The following is a 19,329-nucleotide window of genomic DNA, read 5'->3' as shown; positions in this document are numbered from 1 at the left end:
ATCCCGATGCCTATGCAAGCGCTTAGCCTGAGAGCCTGCCTTCGCCCCACAGGCACGCGAGTGCCGATTTCCATCGGCAGCATGCAATGAGCCCGCCCCCGTTTTTGAACCCAGGGGGCGGGCCCAGTCAGTCCTCGACGATCAGTGGAACTGCTCTTCTTCGGTGGAGCCGGTCAGGGCTTTCACGCTGGAGGAGCCGCCCTGGATGACGGTGGTCACGTCGTCGAAGTAGCCGGCGCCGACTTCCTGCTGGTGCGACACGAAAGTGTAGCCCAGTTCGCGGGCGGCGAATTCCGGCTCCTGCACCATTTCGACATAGTGCTTCATGCCTTCGCCGCGGGCGTAGTTGTAGGCGAACTTGAAGGTGTTGAACCAGTTGACGTGGATGCCCGCCAGGGTGATGAACTGGTACTTGTAGCCCAGCGCCGACAGTTCGTCCTGGAACTTGGCGATGGTCTTGTCGTCCAAGTTCTTCTTCCAGTTGAAAGACGGCGAGCAGTTGTAGGACAGCAGCTTGCCCGGGCAGGCGGCATGGATGGCCTGGGCGAACTCGCGCGCGAAGCCCAAGTCGGGGGTGCCGGTTTCGCACCACACCAGGTCGGCATAGGGGGCGTAAGACACGCCGCGGGAGATGGCCTGCTCCAAGCCGTTCTTGACACGGTAGAAGCCCTCCTGGGTGCGCTCGCCGGTCAGGAAAGGCTTGTCGCGCGCGTCATGGTCGGAGGTCAGCAGGTTGGCGGCTTCGGCGTCGGTGCGGGCCAGGATCAGCGTGGGCACGCCCATCACGTCGGCCGCAAAGCGCGCGGCAATCAGCTTTTCGATGGCTTCTTGGGTCGGCACCAGCACCTTGCCGCCCATGTGGCCGCACTTCTTCACCGCGGCGAGTTGGTCTTCGAAGTGCACGCCGGCGGCACCCGCGGCGATCATGTTCTTCATCAGCTCGAAGGCGTTGAGCACGCCGCCAAAGCCGGCTTCCGCGTCTGCCACGATAGGCAGGAAGTAGTCGATGAAGCCTTCATCGCCGGGGCCGATGCCGCGGCTCCACTGGATCTCGTCGGCGCGCTTGAAGGTATTGTTGATGCGTCGCACCATGGTCGGCACCGAGTCATACGCGTACAGCGACTGGTCCGGGTACATCGTCTCGCTGGTGTTGCCGTCGGCAGCGACTTGCCAGCCGGACAGATACACGGCCTCCAGGCCCGCCTTGGCCTGCTGCATGGCCTGGCCAGCGGTGATGGCGCCAAACGCGTTCACGTAACCTTTCTTGGCCCCACCGTTGACCAAATCCCACAGCTTGCGGGCGCCGTTTTGGGCATAGGTGTACTCGGGCTGCACGCTGCCGCGCAGACGCACCACGTCAGCGGCGGTGTAGCCGCGCTTGACCCCTTTCCAGCGCGGGTTGTTGGCCCAGTCCTTCTCCAGCGCTTCGATCTGCTGCTGGCGGCTCAGTTGTTGGTTGATGGCGGATGACATGACGCTCTCCTGAAGGTTGAAAAGAAACCGTGTGCGGCGGCTCGTGGCCCTGAGGACATTTCGCTGCCGTTGGACTCCAGTTTAAGTCTTATATAAGACCCCTGGAGGCTCTTATGTCTTATACAAGACATTTTTTTATTCATTGAAAAACAACAACTTAAGTTTTTTATTCCATATAAAGAAAAATTTTCTTTCATGATGAAAAATTTTTTTGCAGCGCAGCATTCATATTTTTACATTATGGAAAATCGATCGGTATGTGAAATTCCCCGGCCCTTCACCCTGCCCGCCAGGTTTTTTGGCATCATCAGCGGCTTGGGAGGTATGCATGACGATCGTTTCCACGCCTTGGGCGGCCTACGGCGCCTTGGCATTGAGCATGTCGCTGGTGGGCAGCTACGTGGCACTGTCCAAGCCCCTCGTGGCGGTCATCCCCGTGTTTCTGCTGGCCTGGTTGCGCTTTGGCATCGGCGCGCTGGCCATGGCGCATTGGCTGCCCAAGCCGGCCGATGAAGGCCCGCTGGACAGTCGCACACGCTGGCTGCTGTTTGCCGAGTCGCTGCTCGGCAATTTCCTGTTTTCCATCTGCATGCTCTGGGGCGTGAGTCTGACCACGGCCACGGCCGCCGGCGTGATCCTGTCGTCCATCCCGGCGGTGGTGGCCTTGCTGAGTTGGGCCTTGTTGCGCGAATCCATTTCCGCGCGGCTGGTGGTGGCGATTGCGCTGGCCTTTCTGGGCATCGGCCTGTTTTCCCTGGAAAAGGTGGGCGGCGGCCCTGTGGGCAGCAGCCAGACGTGGATGGGCATCCCTCTGCCGCTGATCGGCAATGCGCTGGTCTTTGCCGCCGTGGTGTGCGAAGCCTCGTATGTGGTCATTGGCAAACGGCTGGCCGGCCGCCTGAGTCCGCGCCGCATCTCGGCGTTGATCAACCTGTGGGGGCTGGCCCTGATGACGCCGCTGGGCTTGTGGGCTGTTCAGGGGTTCGACTTTGCCCTCCTCACGCCGGGGCTGTGGGGCCTGCTGGTGTTCTATTCGCTGGCTGCCAGCGTATGGACGGTCTGGCTGTGGATGGCCGGCCTGAAGAAGGTGCCGGCGAGCCAGGCGGGGGTGTTCACGGTGATGCTGCCGCTGAGCGCGGCCGCCATTGGGGTGCTGTTTCTGGGTGAACGACTCACGCCAATGCAATGGATGGCCTTCGCGCTGGCGCTGGCCGGGCTGGTCGTGGCCACGGCTCCGCGCTTCAGGCGCACCACAGGCCCGTCGGATTCGTGATGCCCATCCACAACGCCCAGCCCGACAGCAACACCAGCGCCAGCCCTGCCAGCCGGATACCCCAGCCGCCGGAGCGCGCGTCTTTGAGCTTGAGCAACAACCAAGGGGCAGCAGTGAGCGAAACCATGGTGCCGGCCGCAAAAGCGGCCATGATCGCCGCTCCACTGAACGCCGAGCCCGACAAGGTGGCCACCAGCAAGGCCGAATACAACAGACCACAGGGCATCAGCGCCCAGCCAGCGCCCAACACCACCGGGGCTCGACTGCCCAGCGAGGCCATCACCGGACGGGCCCGGCGCCACAACCCCTGGGCCCAGGCGTCGATGAAGGCCGGCTGTCGCGCCTGCCACAGCAGCGCCAGCCCCAAAAACAAAGCGGCCACATGCATCAGCGTCCACAGCGGACGAATCACCGCCGTCTGCTGCCCCATCCAGGCCATGCCTTGTACCGTGCCGCCGGCCACCGCCCCCAACAGGCTGTAACCCGCCAAGCGGCTGAACTGGAACAGCCACAGCGCCCGCGTGCTGCGTGGCGCCGCCCCACGGGCAATGCCGGCGCAGGCAGCGCCACACATGGCCACGCAGTGAGGGCCACCGACCAGCCCCATCACCAGGGCCGAGACCATCATGGATTCCAGCATGAAGCGACTGTATCAGCCTGCGCGCGCCTGTGGGGTCAGATGATCTTGGAAAACCGGGCCCGGTCCTGGTCGAGCTGCAGGTATTTGTCAAACACCATGGCAATGGCCCGCACCAGGTACCAGCCGGCTTCGGTGACTTCGAGGCAGCCATCGCCCACGCGCACCAGGCCAACGGCCTCCAGCTCGCGCAACCGCTCCAGCTCGCGGGCGAAGTAGCTGGGGAAATCGATGAGGTGGGCCAAGCCCACCGATTCAAAGTCCACCACCCCCTGGCACATGATCGCCATGATGACGGCGCGGCGCAGCACATCGTCACGGCTCAGCGCCAGCCCTCGCACGATGGGCAGCCGCCCTTGGTCCAGGGCATCGTAGTACTCCTCCAGCGTTTTGGCGTTCTGGCTGTAGGTGGCGCCGATGCGGCCGATGGCCGAGACGCCCAGGGCGATCAAATCGCAATCGGGCTGCGTGCTGTAACCCTGAAAGTTCCGATGCAGCCGCCCTTGGCGCTTGGCCACGGCCAGCGCGTCATTGGGCAAGGCGAAATGGTCCATGCCCACATACACATAGCCGGCCTGGCTGAACGCGTCCAGCGCGGCCGCCAGCATGGCGAGCTTGTCGGCGGCCCCCGGCAGCTCCGCCGCGATGATGCGCCGCTGCGGCTTGAAGCGGGCCGGCAGGTGCGCATAGGCGTACAAGGCAATGCGGTCCGGGCGCAGCGCCCTGACCTGCTCCAGCGTGTGACGGAAGGACTCCGGCGTCTGCTGCGGCAGGCCGTAGATCAGATCCACATTCACCGATTCGAACCCAATGCGGCGCGACGCCTCCACCAGCTTGAACACCTGCTCGGCGGGCTGGATGCGGTGCACCGCTTTTTGCACCGTGGGATCGAAGTCCTGCACGCCGAAGCTCAGGCGGTTGAAGCCCAGGTGGTGCAGGTGTTGCAGCCGCTCGGTGGTCACCGTGCGCGGGTCCACTTCGATGGAATATTCCCCACCGGGCACGAGGGTGAACTGGCGCCGGATCATCGACACCAGGTCTTCGAGCTCGGCGTCATTGAGGAAAGTAGGCGTGCCGCCACCCAGGTGCATCTGCGAGACATGGTGCCCGCGCCCGCAGTGGGCCACCTGCAGTTCCAGCTCGTGCGAGAGGTAGCGCAGGTATTCCGCCGCCTTGCTGTGGTGCTTGGTGATGACCTTGTTGCACGCGCAGTAGTAACACAGCGAGGCGCAGAACGGGATGTGCACATAGACCGACAGAGGCAGGGCCAGCGAACCAGCCCGGCGTTGTTGCAGCGCCTGGATGTAGTCGTGCTCCCCGAACGCCTCCACGAAGCGGTCCGCCGTCGGGTAGGACGTGTACCGGGGGCCCGGCACGTCGAAGCGCCGCAGCAGCTCCTCATCAATCACATGTTTCACAGACGGTTTCTCCAGTTTCCGTGACTGTGCAGCAATTCGCCTCCAATGCCATTGATGTGAGTCAAACAAGGGCACAGATGCGATGCAGGCGGTTTATCATCGGGGAGCGGGCCCGCCGGGGCCTGCGGGGTCTTCACGCCATGGATATCGAAAACATCAAAGTCGCTTGCTCCAGTTGCAACCTGCGCGAACTGTGTCTGCCTCTGGGCCTGAGCGCGGAGGAGATGCAAAAGCTCGACCATGTCATCTCCACGCGCCGGCGCGTCAAGCGGGGCGCCGCCCTGTTCAATGCGGGGGATCCCTTCACATCGCTGTACGCGGTGCGCTCGGGCTTTTTCAAGACCAGCGTCACCAGCGCCGATGGGCGCGATCAGGTCACCGGCTTTCAGATGGCCGGCGAGATCATTGGCATGGACGGCATCGTCCATGACAAGCACTCGTGCGCGGCCATCGCCCTGGAAGATGCCGAAGTCTGCGTGCTGCCGTTCGACCGGCTGGAGCAGTTGTCGCGCGAATTCCGCACGCTGCAACATCACATCCACAAAATCATGAGCCGCGAGATCGTGCGGGATCACGGCGTCATGCTGCTGCTGGGCAGCATGCGGGCCGAAGAGCGGCTGGCGGCCTTCCTGCTCAACCTGGTGCAGCGGCTGCATGCGCGCGGCTTTTCCCAGTCCGAACTCATTTTGCGCATGACGCGCGAGGAAATCGGCAGCTACCTGGGCATGAAGCTAGAAACCGTCAGCCGCACCTTCTCGCGCTTCATGGACGAAGGCATCATCGAGGTGAAGCAGCGCTACGTACACATCAAGAACACGCAAGCCCTGCAGATGCTGGTCAACCCACAGTCCAACGGCTGCGCCGCTTCCTGAGCCGGTCTCATCGCTGGGGCCTGGGCAAGATTCAGGCGATTCAGGCCCGAGGCGTGCAGCGGCCGCCGCAGCCCTCGGCAGGCTCGGCGGGTGGCGCTTGACAACCGGGCGGACGCTGTTGAGGCGGTACCGGGCAACGGTTCACCTCGAACGGGGACATGGACAGCATGGTCGTCAGAAAGCCAGAGGCCATCGTCACCGCCCAGAAGAAAAAGAAAGCCACCGTATAGACGGCCATGCGCGGGGCTTCCAGCGGCTGCCCGCGCCAGTGCAACTCCCCTGGGTCCACAAAGGCAAACACCACCATTTCCAGCACCGCCGCCATCAGGAAGGCGGGCCAGGCGATCCACATCAGTCGCTGAGCCAGCATGGGGCGCTCCTTGGGTGTGTGAGGCAGGGCAAGCCGTCGGGTCATCAATCCTTGGGCACGGTGGGGCTGGCCGCGTGGTTGCGGGCCTTGTGGGCCGGCGTCACGCTCAGTTCCAGCGCGGCGCGCTGCTCGGGGCTGAGTTTTTCCAGCAACTCGGCGTCGAGAGTCACGGCTGGCGGCGGCGTGCGATCCAGCACGGGGTCGGCCCGGGTGACGGCCAGGTAGATCGTGAACATCGACGCCACCACCACGGCCAGCGGGCCAGCCAACACCAGCCACACATAGGGCTCGCGGTACCAAGGCGCGCCACGTCGCGCCGAGGCGGGATTGTTCAAGGGAGTGGTCATGGTGGTCATAGTCTATGCCTTTCTACAGGGCCATTCAGCGTGGCACGATGAAAACGGACTTTTCGGTCACGCGAATGCCCGGATCGGTGAGGGAAACGATATCGAAATGCACCGGGTGCGAGCCGGGCTCCGCGGCCCCCGGCGGCATCTGCACCGTCACGGCCACGGACCGGACCTCAGTGGGGCGAACCGCCACTTCCGCCTCCGAGACGATCTCGATCCCGGGCAGGCCGCTGACGGTCAGGCGATAGGTCTGCGCCTGCTCGGTGGCATTCATCAACTGCAGCCGGTACACGTTTTCGATGCGGCCAAACTCCACCATGCGCGCCAGCGCGCCTCGGTCCCGAATCACGTCCACCTTCAGCGGCGTGCGCAGCCACAAACTGGTGAACACCGCCAGCGTGATGGCCAGCAGAATGCCGCTGTACACCAGCACCCGTGGGCGCAAGACGCGGCGCAGCATCTGCCGGGCCGTCCAGCCCTGGGCCATGCCGTTTTGCGTCGAGTATTTGATGAGGCCGCGCGGATAGCCGACTTTGTCCATCACGTCGTCGCACACATCGATGCAAGCGCCGCAGCCGATGCACTCGTACTGCAGGCCATTGCGGATGTCGATGCCCGTGGGACACACCTGCACGCAGAGCGTGCAGTCCACACAGGCTCCCAGCCCCAGGGCCTTGGGGTCGGCCTTGCGCGAGCGCGGCCCGCGCGGCTCGCCCCGGGCCTGATCGTAGGTGACGATCATCGTGTCCTTGTCGAACATGGCGCTCTGGAAGCGCGCATACGGGCACATGTATTTGCACACCTGCTCGCGCAGGAAGCCGGCGTTGCCATAGGTGGCAAAGCCATAGAAGAAGATCCAGAACGTCTGCCACGGCCCCAGTTCCCACTGGATCACGGCCGCGCCCAGTTCGTGAATGGGGGTGAAGTAGCCCACGAAGGTAAAGCCCGTCCACAGGCCGAAGGCCGCCCACAGCACATGCTTGAGGCCCTTGGTGCCGAATTTGCGCAGCGACAGGGGCGACTGATCCAGCCGCATGCGGGCCGATCGGTCACCCTCGACGCGGCGCTCGATCCACAGATAAATCTCGGTATAGACCGTCTGCGGGCAGGCATAGCCACACCACAGCCGCCCCGCAATGGCGGTAAAGAGAAAGAGGGCCAGCGCCGAGATGACGAGCAGGCCCGTGAGGTAGATGAAGTCCTGCGGATACAGGACCAGATTGAAGATGTAGAAGCGCCGGGCCTCCAGGTCGAACAGCACGGCCTGACGATCGTTCCAGGTGAGCCAGGGCAGACCGTAAAACACGATCTGCGTCAGCCACACCAGCGCCCAACGCCACTTGCTGAACAGTCCGCTGACCGAGCGCGGATAAATCTTCTGCCGCGCCGCGTAGAGCGAGATTTCGATTTCGTCGTCAGTGCCGCCGGCCGGTTGCGGACCGGCGGCCTTGGGGGTTTGCACGCTCACGGCTGCTTCAGCGTCCCGTCAGTTTTTGGGCCGGTTGGACAGGCCCCACACGTAGGCGGTCAGCACGTGGATCTGCTGCTCGGTCAGCAGATGGTTCTGCGCCGGCATGACGTTGGTGATACCTTCATTGATCGCGCGTGTCACCGCCTCCACCCCCCAGCCATGCAGCCAGATGTTGTCCGTCAGGTTGGGCGCGCCCAGCGCGGTGTTGCCCAAGCCTTCGGCACCATGGCAGGCGGCACAAGCCGCGTACTTCGGCTTGCCCAGGGTGGCGCGCACGCTGTCGTGCGGGCTGCCCGAGAGGCTCAGCACGTAGTGGGCCAGGTTGGTCACGTCTTCGGCCGTGCCCACGGCGGCGGCCATCGGCGGCATCACGCCCATGCGGCCGTGGGTGATGGTGGTGCGAATCGATTCGGGATCGCCCCCCCAGAGCCAGTCGTTGTTGGTCAGGTTGGGGAAGCCGCGGCTGCCGCGCGCATCCGAACCGTGGCACTGGGCGCAGTAGTTCATGAACAGGCGCTCGCCGATGGCCATGGCAGCCGGATCACCGGCGAGCTTTTCCGGCTCCATCTCGCTGAAAGCGGCATACAGCGGCGCGATGGCGTCGAGCTTGCGCTGCTTTTCGACCTCATACTGCCCGGCAGACGACCAGCCCAGCTTGCCCTGCATGCTGCCAAACATCGGATACAGCGCGCCATACAGCAGCCCAAAGACGACGGTGATGATGAACAGATACACCCACCACTTGGGCAGGGGGTTGTTCATCTCACGCAAATCTTCGTCCCACACATGGCCGGTGGTGTTGTCGCTGTGGGCCTTGACCTTGGTCGTCCCGCTCACCCACAGCAGGACCAGACAGGCGATGATGCTGATCAGGGTCAGCCCCGCCACATAGAGGTGCCAGAATTCGCTGGTGAAATCACTCATGATGTTTCTCTTGTGCTGGGGGACTTCTCACTCGTCCTTCAACGGGAGCTGGGCCGCCTCGTCGAAGCGGGCCTGATTGCGCTTGGACCACGCCCACCAGACGATGCCCAGGAAAATCACCAGGCTGATGACGGTAACGATGCTGCGCAGGTCGTTGACATCCATGTCCATCCCCTCCTATTCCGATTAACGAACCGCCGTGCCCAGGCTCTGGAGATAGGCAATCAGTGCGTCCATCTCCGTCTTGCCACGCACCTCCTCCACCGAGTTGGCAATTTCCTCGTCGGTGTACGGCGCCCCGAGCAGGCGCAGCGCCCGCATCCGCGCCGGCATGGCTTCGGCGTTGACCTGCTTGCGCTCCAACCAGGGGTAAGCCGGCATGTTGGACTCCGGCACCAGCGAGCGCGGATCGATCAGGTGCAAGCGGTGCCACTCATCGGAGTAGCGGCCACCGACTCGGGCCAGATCCGGGCCGGTGCGCTTGGAACCCCACTGGAACGGGCGGTCATAGACGAATTCGCCCGCCAGGGAGTAGTGGCCATAGCGCATGGTCTCGGCGTGGAAGGGACGGATCATCTGGGAATGGCAGGCGTAGCAGCCCTCCTTGATGTACACGTCGCGCCCGGCCAGTTGCAGCGCGGTGTAGGGCTTGACCCCCTCGACCGGCTGCGTGGTGGACTTCTGGAAGAACAGCGGCACGATTTCCACCAGCCCCCCGACCGCGATGACCAGCACGATCAGCACGATCATCAGGAAGTTGTTGGTCTCGATGCGCTCGTGGGTGAAACCCTTGGGAGATTCTTTTTGATTGGCCATGTTGCGCGACTCCATCAGGCGTGGGCAGGTGCGGGGATCTTGACGGCGGGCACAGCGCCGGCCTTGAGGCCCTCACGCGCGGTCATCCACACGTTCCAAGCCATGATGCACATGCCACCCAGATACATCAGCCCACCGACCAGCCGGATCACGTAGAAGGGATAGCTGGCCTTGACGGACTCGACGAAGGTGTAGGTCAGGGTGCCGTCGGGGTTGACGGCGCGCCACATCAGGCCCTGCATCACGCCGGCAATCCACATGGCGGCGATGTAGAGCACGATGCCGATGGTGGCGACCCAGAAGTGCAGCTCGATGGCGGGGACCGAGTACATCTTCTTCTGGCCGAACAGGCGCGGAATCAGGAAGTACAGCGAGCCCATGGACACCAGGCCCACCCAGCCGAGCGCGCCGGAGTGCACGTGGCCCACGGTCCAGTCGGTGTAGTGGCTCAGGGCATTGACGGTCTTGATCGACATCATCGGCCCTTCGAAGGTGGACATGCCGTAGAACGACAGCGACACGATCAGGAAGCGCAGGATCGGGTCGTCACGCAGCTTGTGCCAAGCGCCCGACAGCGTCATGATGCCGTTGATCATGCCGCCCCAGCTCGGCGCGAGCAGAATGAGGGAGAACACCATGCCCAGCGACTGCGCCCAGTCCGGCAGCGCGGTGTAGTGCAGGTGGTGCGGGCCTGCCCACATGTAGGTGAAGATCAGCGCCCAGAAGTGGACGATCGACAGCCGGTAGGAGTACACCGGGCGCTCGGCCTGCTTCGGGATGAAGTAGTACATCATGCCCAGGAAGCCGGCAGTCAGGAAGAAGCCCACCGCGTTGTGGCCGTACCACCATTGCACCATGGCGTCCTGCACGCCGGCATAGGCGGAATACGAATGCAGCAGGCTGGTGGGCACGGCGGCGCTGTTGACGATGTGCAGCAGCGCCACGGCCAGGATGAAGGCACCGAAGAACCAGTTGGCCACGTAGATGTGCTTGACCTTGCGGATGCCGATGGTGCCGAAGAACACGATGGCATAGGCCACCCACACCACGGCGATGAGCACGTCGATCGGCCAGATCAGCTCGGCGTATTCCTTGCCCTGGGTGTAGCCCAGCGGCAGGGAAATCGCAGCCAACACGATGACGAGCTGCCAGCCCCAGAAGGTGAAAGCGGCCAACGGGCCGGCAAAGAGGCGTGTGTGACAGGTGCGCTGCACCACGTAATAACTGGTGGCAAAGAGCGCGCAGCCGCCGAAGGCGAAGATCACCGCATTGGTGTGCAGCGGGCGCAAGCGGCCGTAAGAGAACCACTCGATGCCTAGGTTGAGCGCGGGCCAGGTGAGCTGAGCCGCGATGATCACGCCGACCAGCATGCCCACCACGCCCCAGACCACGGCCATGATGGCAAACTGCCTGACGACCTTGTCGTTATAGACGCCCGACTGGGCGTCCGTTGTTGTCACGGACATAAAAACTCCTCTCGAATTTCACCGTTGTGCAGTATCACCGCGGGCCGATCTGATGCGGTTGATATAGATCAATCGCCCCGAAGAATCCGTTCGCCTTCGCGCTCGACGTTGTCGAATTGCCCCGACTGCAGGGCCCACCAGAACAGGCCGATGATGCCCAGCACCAGCAGCACCGACAGGGGAATGAGGAGGTAGAGGATGTCCATGGCGTCACCTGGCAAGCGGTTGGGGTTCAGGAAGGGTGATGGGATCGGTGGCCAGCATGGGAATCCGCCCCAGGCGCATGGCGTTGCCAATCACCAGGAAAGAGCTCAACGCCATGCCCAGGCCGGCCGCCCAAGGGGGCATCCAGCCGACGATGGCCATCGGGACGGAAATGGCGTTGTAGCCACCCGCCCACCACAGGTTTTGTTTGACGATCTGCAGGGTGCGGCGGGCCTGCAGCACGGTCTGCACCACCTCGCTCAATCGCCCGCTCTGGACCACGAAATCGGACTGCGACTGCGTCAGCGGCGCCCCATGACCAAGGGCAAACGAGACGTCGGCACGCGCCAGGACAGGGCCGTCGTTGAGGCCGTCGCCCACCATGGCGATGGTGGCCCCCTGTTGCTGCAGCGCCACCACCTCCTGCAGCTTGCGCTCGGGGCTGGCTTCGGCCACCACCTCGTCCACGCCCACCTGCCGCGCCACGCGCTGCGCGGCGGCGAGTCGGTCGCCCGACAGCAGGTGCACGCGCAGGCCGTGCCGGCGCAGCGCCTCGATGGCCTCGGCGGCGTCGGCACGTACCCCCTCGTCCATCACGAACGTGGCCACCCAGCCCTGGGCGTCGGTGAGGTAGGCGCAGGGGGCATCGGCCACGGTGCGGCCTTCGGCGAGCAGGGCCTGCTCATCCAGCCCCACATGCCGGGCCGAGCCCAGGCGGTACTCCACCCCGCTGGCGGTGCGCAGCACCAGCCCGGCGCCCGGCACGTCGGTGACGGACTCTGCCGCCGACGCCGCCAGCAAACCCGGCACCTCGGCACGCGCGGCCTGTGCGATCGCCCGCGAGACGGGGTGCAAGGAGGCGGCACTCAGCGGCCAGGCCAGCGCCAGCGCGTCCTGCCGGCTCAGCCCGGTGCGGGCCAGCACCTCACGCAGCACCACCCGGTCCTGGGTGAGCGTGCCCGTCTTGTCGAACACGAACGTGTCCACCCGCGCCAGCGTCTCGAACGCCTGCAGGCGACGCACCAGGATGCCACGCCCGGCCAGCGCGCCGGCCGACGCCAGCATGGCCGCCGGCGTGGCCAGCGACAGGGCGCACGGGCAGGTCACGATGAGCACCGCCACCGCCACGGCCAGGGCCTTGTTGGGGTCGATTTGCCACCAATAGAAGCCCGCCAGCGCCGAAGCCAGCATCACCAGCACCAGGAAGGGCGCGGCAATGCGATCCACCAGCCGCACCAGACGGGGCTTTTCGGTGGAGGCCTGCTCCATGAGGGAGACGATCTGGGCAAAGCGGGTGTCGCGGCCCAGCCGGTCGATGCGCACCAGCGCGGTGCCGGCAAGGTTGTAGCTGCCGGCCACCACGGTTTCGCCCCGGCGGCGCGTCACCGGGTGGGATTCGCCGGTCAGCAGGGCTTCGTCCACGGTGGCGCCATCGCTGAGCACGGTGGCGTCTCCGGGAAAGGCTTGCCCCGCCTGCACGCGCACCACGTCACCCACGGCCAGCCGCTTGATGGAAACCGTCTCGAAGCCGCCATCGGCGGTCTGGCGCTCGCACTGCTCGGGCAGCCGGTTCATGAGGGCGTCCAGGGCGCCGGCGGTGCGGTCGCGCAGACGGAATTCGAGGTAGCGCCCCCCCAGCAGGAAAAAGACGAACATGGTCAGCGAGTCGTACCAGACGTCCTCGCCCCAGGGGCCGGTGGGGTCGTAGGTGGCCGCGACGCTGACGAAAAAGCACGCCAGGATGCCGATGGACACCGGCGTGTCCATGCCGATGCGCCCATGCCGCAAATCGCGCCAGGCGCTCTGGAAAAACGGACCGCTGGAAAAAACGACCACGGGCACGCTGAGCACGAAGCTCGCCCAGCGCAGCAGCTGATCGATGTCGGCCGGAATCTCGCCGGGCTGGGTGACGTAGGACGGCCACGCGTACATCATCACCTGCATCATGCAGAAACCGGCCACGAACAGGCGCCACAGCGCTTGGCGCGTCTCGGCCAGCCGCTGCTCCACGCCCAGGGCCTGTTGCATGGGCAGCAGGCGGTAGCCGGTGCGCCCCACCGCGCGGGCCAGCGTGGAAAGCCGCACGCGCTGTGGGTCCCAGCGCAGCGTGAGGCGACGGGTGGCGGCATGCACCTGGGCCGACTCCACGCCCGGCAGGCCGGCCAGCGCATCTTCCACGGTGTTGGCGCAAGCCGCGCAGTACATGCCCTGCACCATCAACACGGCTTCGGTGAGCGAGCGCTCACCCACGGTGCAGGCGCGGGTGAAATCGGCCTGCTCGACCGGGTCGTCGAGCACGAGGAAATCGTCGTCCACCGTCAGGGGGCCACGGTGGGCAGGCTGCGCGCCGTCGGGCGATTCGAGCGGCGTGGCCGGCTCCTGCGGCACCGCATGTGCCGGGCGCGCGGCAGGCGCGGTGGCGCCCGATTGCTGAACCACGGTGGAATCCGACATTGGCCGAGCATACCAGCCCTGGCCGGGGAACGGTTTGACTTATGTCAACAGCGCCGGCGCGACTGCAGGCCGGCACGCCACAAGGCCACCAGGGCAAGGCAGAATGGGAGCCGTCTCATTGACGATCAGGAGAACCTCATGTACAAGCGCATTCTCGTGGCCACCGACGGCTCCAAGCTCTCCAACCTGGCGGTGCAGCACGCCCTCAAGCTCGCCGACGTCACCGGCGCCGAGGTGGTGGCCCTGAAGGTGGTGCCCCGCTACCCGCAAACCTACTTCGAAGGCGGCGTGGCCCTGGCGGCCGAAGAGATCAAGCGCATCGAAAAAGAATGGCAGGCCGAGGCGATGGAAGTGGTCAACGCCGTCAAGGCCGAAGGACAGAAGATGGCGGTCAAGGTCAAGCCCGCCACGGTCAAGTCCGATCTGGTGGCCGAAGCCATCATCGCCGCGGCCAAGAAGCACAAGGCCGATCTGATCGTCATGGCCTCGCACGGTCGCCGCGGCCTCAAGCGCCTGCTGCTGGGCAGCGAAACGCAGCAGGTGCTCACGCACTCGCACATCCCGGTGCTGGTGCTGCGCTGAAGCGTCGCCCCCCAGCGGGCCTGCGGCTCATCCGGCGAACAGGTCGCGGTAGCGCTCGCGCAGCTGGTTTTTCTGCACCTTGCCCATGGCGTTGCGGGGCAGTTCGTCCAGCACGAAGCAACGCTTGGGCACCTTGTAGTTGGCCAGCCGGCCCTTGAGGGCGGCCAGCACCGCTTCGGGCTGCAAGGCCGCCCCCGGCTGGGCGATGAGCACGGCCACGCCCACTTCGCCAAAGTCGGGGTGGGGCACGCCCACCACCGCGCTTTCGGCCACGCCGGGCAGTTCGTTGATCGCGCCTTCCACCTCAGCCGGATAGACGTTGTAGCCGCCGCTGATGATGAGGTCTTTGCTGCGCCCGACGATGGTGACGTAGCCGCGTTCGTCCTGCAGGCCCACGTCGCCGGTCTTGAACCAGCCGTCGGCGGTGAATGCCTCGCGGGTTTTCTCAGGCATGCCCCAATAGCCCTGGAACACATTGGGGCCGCGCACCTCGATGCCGCCGATCTGCCCCGGCGGCAACGGCTCGCCCCCCTCCCCAGCGATGCGCAGCGCCACGCCGGGCAGCGGAAAGCCCACCGTGCCGCCGCGCCGCTCGCTTTGGCCGCCGTGGCGCGGGTCGGCGCGGTAGGGGTTGGAGGTGAGCATCAGCGTCTCGCTCATGCCGTAGCGTTCCAAAATGGTGTGGCCGGTGCGCTCGCGCCAGGCGTTGAACGTGTCGATGAGCAAGGGCGCCGAGCCCGAGATGAACAGCCGCATCGGCCGCACGGCTTCGGGGCTGAGCCCGGGCTCGGCCAGCAGCCGCACGTACAACGTGGGCACGCCCATGAACACGGTGGCGCAGCCCAGCCAGCGCAGGGTCAGCTTCGGGTCGAAGCGCCCCATCCACCGCATGGGGCTGCCGTTGATCAGCGCCCCATGGATGGCCACGAACAAGCCATGCACGTGGAAAATGGGCAAGGCGTGGATGAGCACGTCATCGGGCTGCCAGCCCCAGTAGTCGCGCAGCATGAGCGCATTGCTCAGCAAGTTGCCGTGGCTGAGCATGGCGCCTTTGCTGCGGCCCGTGGTGCCGCTGGTGTAGAGGATGGCGGCCAGATCGTCGGCCTGGCGCGGCACGGGGGCGTGCGCATCGCTGTGGTGGGCGGCACGCTCCAGCAGGCTGCCGGTGCGGTCGTCGTTGAGCGTGAACACATAGGCCGTACCCGCTCGGAAGGCGATTTGGCTGACCCAGCCGAAATTCGCCCCGGTGCAGACGACCACGGCGGGCTGCGCGTCGCCGATGAAGTATTCGATCTCGGCCCGCTGGTAGGCCGTGTTCAGGGGCAGGAAGACGTAGCCGGCACGCAGCGTGGCCATGTACAGCGCCAGCGCCTCCACGGATTTGTCCACCTGCGCGGCCACCCGGGCGCCGGGCGGCAGGTCCAGCGAAGCCAGCAGATTGGCCATCATGGCGCTGGCGCGGTCCAGGTCGCGCCAGGAATAGACGAGGCCCGTGTCCGTCTCCACGGCCCAGCGGTCCAGATCGGCGGGGAAGGCGGCGCGCAAATGGGTCCAGACGTTGTGATCGTTCGAAGCAGGCATCATGGGAGCGTGCAGTTCGGTGAAGGAAACCGGGTGGGTCGAAGGCTGGCTGGCGGGCTCAGGCCGCCGGCCGGCGCGCGGCCCACACCCACAGCGCGGCCCCGGCCAGCACCATGGGCAGGCTGAGCCACTGGCCCATGCTCAGGCCCAGTCCCAACAGGCCCAGATGGGCATCGGGCTCGCGGAAGAACTCGGCCAGGAAGCGGAAGCTGCCATAGCCCACCAAAAAGGCCGCCGACACCTCGCCCAAGTGGCGCGGGCGGCGGGCGTACAGCCACAGCAGCACGAACAGCAGCAAGCCCTCCAGCAGCGCCTGGTACAGCTGCGAAGGGTGGCGCGGCAGCGGCCCGGCCCCGGGAAACACCATCGCCCACGGCAAGGCGGGGTCGGCCACCCGCCCCCACAGCTCGCCGTTGATGAAGTTGCCCAGCCGCCCTAGCGCCAGCCCGGTTGGCACGCACGGCGCCACGAAGTCCATCACCTGCAGCCACGGGCGCTGGCGCGTGTGCGCGAACCACGCCATGGCCAACAACACCCCCAGTAGGCCGCCGTGAAAGCTCATACCGCCTTCCCACACGGCCAGCACGCGCCAGGGCTCGGCCAGGTACTCCAGCGGCTTGTAGAACAGCACATAGCCCAGGCGCCCGCCCAGTACCACGCCCACCACGCCCAGGAACAGGATGTCCTCCACGTCGCGCCGCTGCCAGGCGCTCTGGCGGTAAGGCCAGTGGGCCAGCCGCAGCCGCCCCAGCCACAGAAACAGGCCAAAACCGGCCAGATACATCAGGCCATACCAGTGGATGGCCAGCGGCCCGATCTGCAAGGCCACCGGGTCGATCTGCGGGTGCTGCAGCATGGGCGCGACGTCAGTCCAGCAGCGACAGGTCGCGCACCGCGCCCTTGTCGGCGCTCATGGCGAGCATGGCGTAGGCCTTCAGGGCGGCCGAGACCTTGCGTGCGCGCGGCTTGGCCGGCTTCCAGCCCAGGGCGTCCTGCTCGGCGCGGCGGCGTTGCAGCTCGGCGTCGTCCACCACCAACTGGATGGCGCGGCGCGTCACGTCGATGCGAATCAGGTCGCCCTCGCGCACCAGGCCGATCACGCCGCCGGCGGCCGCCTCGGGCGAGACGTGGCCGATCGACAGCCCCGACGTGCCCCCGGAGAATCGTCCGTCGGTCAGCAAGGCACACACCTTGCCCAAGCCCTTGGACTTGAGGTAGGACGTGGGGTAGAGCATCTCCTGCATGCCGGGGCCGCCGCGCGGGCCTTCGTAGCGGATCACCACCACGTCGCCCGGGCGGATCTGGTCGCCCAGAATGGCCTCCACGGCCGCGTCCTGGCTCTCGAACACCCGGGCCGGCCCTTCGAACACCCGCAGCACCGAGGTGGGCACGCTGGTGGTGTAGCGCAGCTCCTCCACCTCGTACATGCTTTCGTCGATGCCGGCGGTCTTGACGATGCAGCCGTCCACCGCCAGGTTGCCGTAGAGCACGGCCAGGCCGCCGTCGCGGGAGTAGGCGTGTTCGACGCTGCGGATGCAGCCAGCCTGCCGGTCCAGGTCGAGCGAAGGCCAACGGGTGTTCTGGCTGAAGGCCACCTGGGTGGGAATGCCGGCCGGGCCGGCCATGTAGAAGGTCTTGACGGCCTCAGACGGCTGGCGCGCCACGTCCCACTGGTCGAGCGCGTCTTTCAGGGTGGGGCTGTGCACGGTGGCCACCTGGGTATGCAGCAAGCCGGCGCGGTCCAGCTCGCCCAGAATGCCCATCACCCCGCCGGCGCGGTGCACGTCCTCGATGTGGTACTTGTTGGTGTTGGGCGCCACCTTGCACAGCGTGGGCACGCGGCGCGAGAGGCGGTCGATGTCGGCCATGGTGAAGTTCACCTCCGCCTCGCGGGCGGTGGCCAGCAAGTGCAGCACGGTGTTGGTGGAGCCGCCCATGGCAATGTCCAGCGCCACGGCGTTTTCGAACGCCTCGAAGGTGGCGATGGCGCGCGGCAGCACCGAAGCGTCGTCCTGCTCGTAGTAGCGCTTGCACAGTTCCACCACCAGCCGCCCGGCACGGCGGAACAACTGCTCGCGGTCGGCGTGGGTGGCCACCACCGTGCCATTACCCGGCAAGCTCAGACCCAGCGCCTCGGTCAGGCAGTTCATCGAGTTGGCGGTGAACATGCCCGAGCAGGAGCCGCAGGTCGGGCAGGCCGAGCGCTCCACCTCGGCCACGGTGGCGTCGTCCACCTGGGTGTCGGCGGCCATCACCATGGCATCGACCAGGTCGAGCTTCTTGATCTGCACCGTCTGCTCGCCGGGTACCGCCAGGCGCACCTTGCCGGCTTCCATCGGCCCGCCGGAGACGAACACCACCGGAATGTTCAGCCGCATGGCCGCCATCAGCATGCCGGGCGTGATCTTGTCGCAGTTGGAGATGCACACCAGCGCGTCGGCGCAGTGCGCGTTGACCATGTATTCCACGCTGTCGGCGATCAGCTCGCGGCTGGGCAGCGAGTACAGCATGCCGTCGTGGCCCATCGCGATGCCGTCGTCCACGGCGATGGTGTTGAATTCCTTGGCCACGCCGCCGGCGGCCTCGATCTCGCGCGCCACGAGTTGCCCCAAGTCCTTCAGGTGCACATGGCCGGGCACGAACTGCGTGAAGCTGTTGGCCACGGCGATGATGGGCTTGTCGAAATCGCCGTCTTTCATGCCGGTGGCGCGCCAGAGCGCGCGCGCGCCGGCCATGTTGCGGCCATGGGTGGTGGTGCGGGAGCGGTAGGTAGGCATAAGCGATCGACTGCCTGGGCAGGGTGAAGGGACACACAGAGAAAGAGAAAAAGCATTATCGCCGAGCCCGCAAAAACCGTTCAGCCCCACCCGACCAACCGCGGCAGCCTCCCCCGTGGAGCCCCGCTTTTCATGAGATCAAGCACGCCGGGGGGATCGCCGCCTGCAGCCCCCATCGTCGGCTGCCGGGTAACAACACCGCCCTAAAGTTCCAGGCCCAATACCCGATAAAGCACTCAACGAGCTTTCCAAAAGGTTCGTGGTCAAGCCGGCATGGGGTTGGTTTGACAGCGGCAGACAATGCCGGCGCCTCTTTCGCCCAAAGGAGCATCACATGTCTCTTACCATCAACACCAACATTTTGTCGTTGAACGCTCAACGCAACCTGTCTACCAACAGCGCCGCGCTGGGCACGACGATCCAGCGCCTATCCTCCGGCTTGCGCATCAACAGCGCCCGCGACGATGCGGCGGGGTTGGCGATTTCTGAGCGCTTCGGCACGCAGGTACGCGGCCTCAACGTGGCCATCCGCAACGCCAACGACGGCATCTCGCTGGCCCAAACGGCCGAAGGCGCTTTGTCCAACATCGGCAACAACCTGCAGCGCATCCGCGAACTGGCCGTGCAATCGGCCAACGCCACCAACTCCGCCTCCGACCGC

19 protein-coding genes are annotated in these 19,329 nt (G+C 65.7%); 4 read left to right on the top strand and 15 right to left on the bottom strand.

The genetic code is table 11. The features are described 5' to 3' along the window. Window positions 1-141: 141 nt before the first annotated feature. Window positions 142-1,473 carry an isocitrate lyase gene (gene aceA, locus DFR43_RS01320; RefSeq protein ID WP_133595549.1) on the bottom strand — a complete coding sequence of 444 codons (1,332 nt, stop codon included), beginning with the start codon at window positions 1,471-1,473 and terminating at the stop codon, window positions 142-144. Window positions 1,474-1,801: 328 nt separating this feature from the next. Between aceA and DFR43_RS01315 the strand changes: the two genes are divergently transcribed. After that, window positions 1,802-2,746, top strand: coding sequence for a DMT family transporter (locus DFR43_RS01315; RefSeq protein WP_133595548.1), 945 nt, complete (start codon window positions 1,802-1,804; stop codon window positions 2,744-2,746). Here the strand turns inward: DFR43_RS01315 and DFR43_RS01310 are convergent. After that, on the bottom strand, window positions 2,715-3,386 hold the full coding sequence (locus DFR43_RS01310) for a sulfite exporter TauE/SafE family protein (protein WP_133595547.1): 672 nt from the start codon (window positions 3,384-3,386) through the stop codon (window positions 2,715-2,717). The two genes, DFR43_RS01315 and DFR43_RS01310, sit on opposite strands and share 32 nt — an antisense overlap. A 35-nt stretch (window positions 3,387-3,421) precedes the next feature. Beyond that, window positions 3,422-4,801 carry an oxygen-independent coproporphyrinogen III oxidase gene (gene hemN, locus DFR43_RS01305; protein WP_133595546.1) on the bottom strand — a complete coding sequence of 460 codons (1,380 nt, stop codon included), beginning with the start codon at window positions 4,799-4,801 and terminating at the stop codon, window positions 3,422-3,424. Window positions 4,802-4,941: 140 nt separating this feature from the next. On the opposite strand from hemN, the gene fnr reads away from it, so the two are divergent. After that, window positions 4,942-5,673, top strand: coding sequence for a fumarate/nitrate reduction transcriptional regulator Fnr (gene fnr / locus DFR43_RS01300; RefSeq protein ID WP_133595545.1), 732 nt, complete (start codon window positions 4,942-4,944; stop codon window positions 5,671-5,673). 40 nt (window positions 5,674-5,713) lie between these two features. Here fnr and DFR43_RS01295 read toward each other — a convergent pair whose 3' ends face one another. The 9 genes from DFR43_RS01295 to DFR43_RS01255 form a co-directional block, all read right to left on the bottom strand. Continuing rightward, window positions 5,714-6,043: a hypothetical protein gene (locus tag DFR43_RS01295; RefSeq protein ID WP_133595544.1), complete on the bottom strand. Its 330-nt coding sequence runs from the start codon at window positions 6,041-6,043 to the stop codon at window positions 5,714-5,716. A 44-nt stretch (window positions 6,044-6,087) separates the two neighbouring features. After that, window positions 6,088-6,390: a nitrogen fixation protein FixH gene (locus DFR43_RS01290; RefSeq protein WP_133595543.1), complete on the bottom strand. Its 303-nt coding sequence runs from the start codon at window positions 6,388-6,390 to the stop codon at window positions 6,088-6,090. Window positions 6,391-6,424: 34 nt separating this feature from the next. Beyond that, window positions 6,425-7,855, bottom strand: a complete 1,431-nt coding sequence (gene ccoG, locus DFR43_RS01285) for a cytochrome c oxidase accessory protein CcoG (RefSeq protein WP_245988779.1) — start codon at window positions 7,853-7,855, stop codon at window positions 6,425-6,427. 24 nt (window positions 7,856-7,879) lie between these two features. After that, window positions 7,880-8,788, bottom strand: a complete 909-nt coding sequence (gene ccoP / locus DFR43_RS01280; protein WP_133595541.1) for a cytochrome-c oxidase, cbb3-type subunit III — start codon at window positions 8,786-8,788, stop codon at window positions 7,880-7,882. 27 nt (window positions 8,789-8,815) lie between these two features. Then, complete coding sequence (locus DFR43_RS01275; protein WP_133595540.1) at window positions 8,816-8,953, bottom strand: cbb3-type cytochrome oxidase subunit 3; 138 nt, start codon at window positions 8,951-8,953, stop codon at window positions 8,816-8,818. A 21-nt stretch (window positions 8,954-8,974) separates the two neighbouring features. After that, entirely contained in the window at window positions 8,975-9,604 is a 630-nt protein-coding gene (gene ccoO, locus DFR43_RS01270; protein ID WP_133595539.1) for a cytochrome-c oxidase, cbb3-type subunit II, read from the bottom strand. A gap of 14 nt (window positions 9,605-9,618) precedes the next feature. Continuing rightward, window positions 9,619-11,070 carry a cytochrome-c oxidase, cbb3-type subunit I gene (gene ccoN / locus DFR43_RS01265; protein WP_133595538.1) on the bottom strand — a complete coding sequence of 484 codons (1,452 nt, stop codon included), beginning with the start codon at window positions 11,068-11,070 and terminating at the stop codon, window positions 9,619-9,621. 68 nt (window positions 11,071-11,138) lie between these two features. Next, the gene (gene ccoS, locus DFR43_RS01260) at window positions 11,139-11,276 is read right to left on the bottom strand and encodes a cbb3-type cytochrome oxidase assembly protein CcoS (RefSeq protein WP_133595537.1); all 138 of its coding nucleotides are present in this window, start codon (window positions 11,274-11,276) and stop codon (window positions 11,139-11,141) included. Between the two features lie 4 nt (window positions 11,277-11,280). After that, window positions 11,281-13,728 carry a heavy metal translocating P-type ATPase gene (locus tag DFR43_RS01255; protein ID WP_133595536.1) on the bottom strand — a complete coding sequence of 816 codons (2,448 nt, stop codon included), beginning with the start codon at window positions 13,726-13,728 and terminating at the stop codon, window positions 11,281-11,283. A 138-nt stretch (window positions 13,729-13,866) separates the two neighbouring features. On the opposite strand from DFR43_RS01255, the gene DFR43_RS01250 reads away from it, so the two are divergent. After that, window positions 13,867-14,310, top strand: coding sequence for a universal stress protein (locus tag DFR43_RS01250; protein ID WP_133595535.1), 444 nt, complete (start codon window positions 13,867-13,869; stop codon window positions 14,308-14,310). 27 nt (window positions 14,311-14,337) lie between these two features. On the opposite strand, the gene DFR43_RS01245 is transcribed toward DFR43_RS01250, so the two are convergent. From DFR43_RS01245 to ilvD, 3 genes are read right to left on the bottom strand one after another with little or no spacing between them, the layout of a single operon-like run. Continuing rightward, window positions 14,338-15,891, bottom strand: coding sequence for a malonate--CoA ligase (locus DFR43_RS01245; protein WP_133595534.1), 1,554 nt, complete (start codon window positions 15,889-15,891; stop codon window positions 14,338-14,340). A gap of 58 nt (window positions 15,892-15,949) precedes the next feature. Further along, the gene (gene lgt / locus DFR43_RS01240; RefSeq protein ID WP_133595533.1) at window positions 15,950-16,747 is read right to left on the bottom strand and encodes a prolipoprotein diacylglyceryl transferase; all 798 of its coding nucleotides are present in this window, start codon (window positions 16,745-16,747) and stop codon (window positions 15,950-15,952) included. Window positions 16,748-16,757: 10 nt separating this feature from the next. Further along, a complete protein-coding gene (gene ilvD / locus DFR43_RS01235; protein WP_133595532.1) occupies window positions 16,758-18,668 on the bottom strand; it encodes a dihydroxy-acid dehydratase in 1,911 nt (636 codons plus the stop codon). A 334-nt stretch (window positions 18,669-19,002) separates the two neighbouring features. Here ilvD and DFR43_RS13745 point away from each other — a divergent pair. Beyond that, on the top strand, window positions 19,003-19,329 hold a 327-nt coding region (locus DFR43_RS13745), incomplete at its 3' end, for a flagellin N-terminal helical domain-containing protein (RefSeq protein ID WP_484421918.1).

This window comes from Tepidicella xavieri (genome assembly GCF_004363315.1).
In the GTDB taxonomy this organism is placed as follows: Bacteria; Pseudomonadota; Gammaproteobacteria; order Burkholderiales; family Burkholderiaceae_C; genus Tepidicella; species Tepidicella xavieri.
The sequence above is the reverse complement of the archived record's forward strand: the minus strand, read 5'-3'. Positions and strand labels throughout refer to the sequence as shown.